The organism is Faecalibacterium sp. DFI.5.82 (assembly GCF_029076575.1).
GTDB classification, from domain to species: Bacteria; Bacillota; Clostridia; order Oscillospirales; family Ruminococcaceae; genus Faecalibacterium; species Faecalibacterium duncaniae.
On sequence record NZ_JARFIS010001048.1, the window covers coordinates 1 to 291 of the forward strand.

General features: G+C 60.5%; 1 pseudogene. It reads right to left on the minus strand.

The annotated features are described in order from the left end of the window. Window positions 1–291: pseudogene (locus tag P0G09_RS20075) on the minus strand (alpha-hydroxy-acid oxidizing protein); the annotation flags it as partial.

Genomic DNA, 291 nt, shown 5'->3' on the forward strand with positions numbered 1-291 from the left:
TGGCAACGGCAACGCAACCGCTGGCCTTGGCCTGCTCCCTCGTGGCCTTGACAGTGTCGATGTTCCAGGGCTTGATGGTGGGCACGCCGCAGCCGCTTGCAGCGCCAATGGCCTTGGTGGCCATAGACATCACGTCGGGGTTGGTGCCGTCACCCGTAAAGGCGGCAATGCCGTTTTCGGCACAGGCGCGCACCAGCTCGTCATTGTAGGTCATATCGGTGTAGGTGTCGGAATAGTGGTGGTTCACCGCTCCCACAGGGCCTGCAAAGAAGGGATACTTGAAGGTTTTGC